The 2,869-nt window shown below is 30.4% G+C and carries 2 protein-coding genes; both read left to right on the top strand.

Translation table 11 applies throughout. The features are described 5' to 3' along the window. The first annotated feature begins 412 nt into the window (after positions 1–412). Positions 413–913 (top strand): deoxycytidylate deaminase, encoded by a 501-nt coding sequence (locus tag ACQCX0_RS01485; protein WP_462562365.1) that lies wholly within the window; start codon positions 413–415, stop codon positions 911–913. Between the two features lies 1 nt (position 914). Beyond that, positions 915–2,552 carry a U32 family peptidase gene (locus ACQCX0_RS01480; protein ID WP_462562364.1) on the top strand — a complete coding sequence of 546 codons (1,638 nt, stop codon included), beginning with the start codon at positions 915–917 and terminating at the stop codon, positions 2,550–2,552. Positions 2,553–2,869 lie beyond the last annotated feature (317 nt).

Genomic DNA, 2,869 nt, shown 5'->3' with positions numbered 1-2,869 from the left:
CGACCACCGAGATCTACACTCTTTCCCTACACGACGCTCTTCCGATCTATTTATAGGATCTCTAACTTTCGCTAAAAAAGATGAAATTATAAAACAAACCCCGCTTAATTTATATTTGGATTCCAAGGTATCTCTTCTATTAAATATTAAAAAGATTAGTAAGAACCAGCTAAAAACCTCCCAAGTTTCGCTTCCTTTATTTGTAGTAATAGCAGAAGGAGATACTATTATTTATAGAAATGTTTTTGAGGTTAGTTTGAATTTATCTGCAAAAAGTTCAGAACAAATACATACTACCCCCTTTATAATTAATACTAAGTTTTTGTTAAGAAATTATACTCAAATAGAGCTTTTAAGTGGTTTTTATAATAAAATATCAGAAGTTTTTGTAGAGTGAAATAAGTATTAAGTCATGCAACAAAATATGTCTTTACAAAAAGACCATAAAAATAGACCTTCATGGGATGAATATTTTATAGAATTAGTAGATACTGTAGCTAAAAGGGCAACCTGTGATAGAGGGTTTAGTGGTTGTATTATAGCTAAAGATAATAAAATTCTTACCTCAGGATATGTTGGTGCTCCCAGCGGGTTTAAAGATTGTTTTGAGGTTGGGCATTTATTCCGTGAAGTTATCTATCCAAATGGCATTGTAAAACAGCATTGTATTAGAACTATTCATGCAGAACAAAATGCTGTTGCTCAGGCTGCAAAATATGGTATTGCTATAGAAGGAGCAACTCTTTATTGTTCTATGGAACCATGTTTTAGTTGTGCTATGTTAATAGTAAGTACGGGAATAAAAAGAGTAGTGGCTAAAAATTTGTATCATGCCGCAGGAGATAGTAGAGCGGTACTAATTGAAGCTGGGATTGAACTAGTGGTACTATTAAAAGAGGAGCTTAAATATTAAGGTGAAGAATTATCAAAAAAAATCTGAATTATTATTACCTGCGGGTAGTTTAGCAAAACTTAAAACTGCTATCTTATATGGAGCAGATGCTGTATACGCAGGTACTCCTGATATGTCATTACGTACTAAGTCGGAATTTAATTTAGAAGATTTAAAAGAAGGAATTAGATTCGTTAAAAATCATAATAAAAAGATTTATCTAACCTTAAATTTATTCAGTCATAATAAAGATATAGAAAAATTATCGGAATTCTTAATAACAATACAAGAACTTAATCCTGATGGCTTATTAATTGCAGATCCGGGTATCTTTGCTTATTTCAAAGAGCATGCTCCGCAAATTCCTTTACATGTTTCAACCCAAGCTAACGTTTGTTCTTGGTTGTCTGTAGATTTTTGGGCTAAACAAGGAGCTAAACTTTGCGTTTTAGCTAGAGAAGTAAGTTTTTCAGAATTAAAGGAAATAAAAGAGAAATGTCAAAGTATTAAGATTGAAGCCTTTGTACATGGTTCTATGTGTATGACTTATTCAGGTAGATGTTTACTTTCAAATTTTATGGCAGAAAGAGGTTCAAATCAAGGTAATTGTGCACATAGTTGTAGGTGGCATTATAAGGTTAGGGTTAAGCTAAATAATGATAAGATATTTTCAGTAACCTTAAATGAAGACAATAAAGATTTCTTTGCTTTTGCTTTAGAAGAAGAATTTAGAGAAGGAGTTTATTATCCTATAGAAGAAGACGGAATGGGATCTTATATTCTAAACTCTAAAGATTTATGTTTAATGCCGGTATTAAATGATTATTTAGAATTGGGGGTTGACACCCTAAAAATAGAAGGTAGAAATAAGAGTGAATACTATGCTGCAATCACAGCTAGAGCCTATTCCACTGCTATTAAGGATTGGTATAATAATAAAGCAGAGTGGAATTATAAAAAATATTTAGAAGAGCTTAACACACTACAAAATAGGGGATATACTCTAGCTTTTCATGAGGGAAGACTTACTAATATAGCTCATAGTTATGAAACTGCTAGTACTATTAGTTCTTATGTTTTTGCCGGAGTTATTATAGCCCATGAGGATAATGCTCTAGTTATGGAGATACGTAATTTCTTAAATGTAGGAGATATTTTAGAATTTATTTCTCCTTATTATTTTGAACCGATTAGACTGAGAATGTATGATTTTATAGATTATAGTACTGCTGAAATAAAAAGTAAAATCTCTCCAGGTAAACAGGGGCAGGCGGTAAAAATTCCTCTGAGTTTATTTCATCAAGAAAATCTAGAATTTATCACAAATGCTCTACCGATCTTTAGTGTGGTAAGAAAGCTTAATTTACAGAGCACTCAGGATATTTCAGTGCTGAAGCATAATTTAGTAGCCTTTAAGGTGGAAAATAATCAAACCTCTACAATAGCTTTAAATAAAGCTAAACATGATTTACTAAATAGAGATGTTAATCAGATTAAAAGAACTCCTAAACTAGGAAATCACGCTTGTTGCTCTAAGGGGTGTAATGGGTGTTTAATGTTTTGGTATGATGATAAATATGCCAAACTGCGTAATAAATTAAGTACTAAACAAACCGGGCAACTCTTAAATAAAAAAGAAATTAACATAGAGAATACCTAATATTATTTTTAATAATAAAGAGATTCGTTAAATAGGATTACTCATATAACTTGTAAAAAGTTATATGAGTAATATTTTTTATAGTTCAATCTCAAATTAAATTTAAGGAAAGCTAGAATGTAAGTTTGTTACATTCTTATAAGGTATAATAACTCATTATTATTTAATAAATTAAGTATAATTAGTTAATACTTAATTTATTAAATAAGCTGTAGAAACTATTAATATATAAACATTCTATATAATTATCTAAAAAATATTCCTATTACTCAGAACCACGGACTACAATGAGAAAGGATATACATAACAGATTACCA

This window comes from Candidatus Hepatincolaceae symbiont of Strigamia maritima (genome assembly GCF_055505085.1).
The sequence above is the reverse complement of the archived record's forward strand: the minus strand, read 5'-3'. Positions and strand labels throughout refer to the sequence as shown.

Coding starts and splice junctions, on each gene's coding strand:
- ACQCX0_RS01485 (WP_462562365.1), top strand. CDS start 413: ATGCAACAAAATATGTCTTTACAAAAAGACCATAAAAATAGACCTTCA.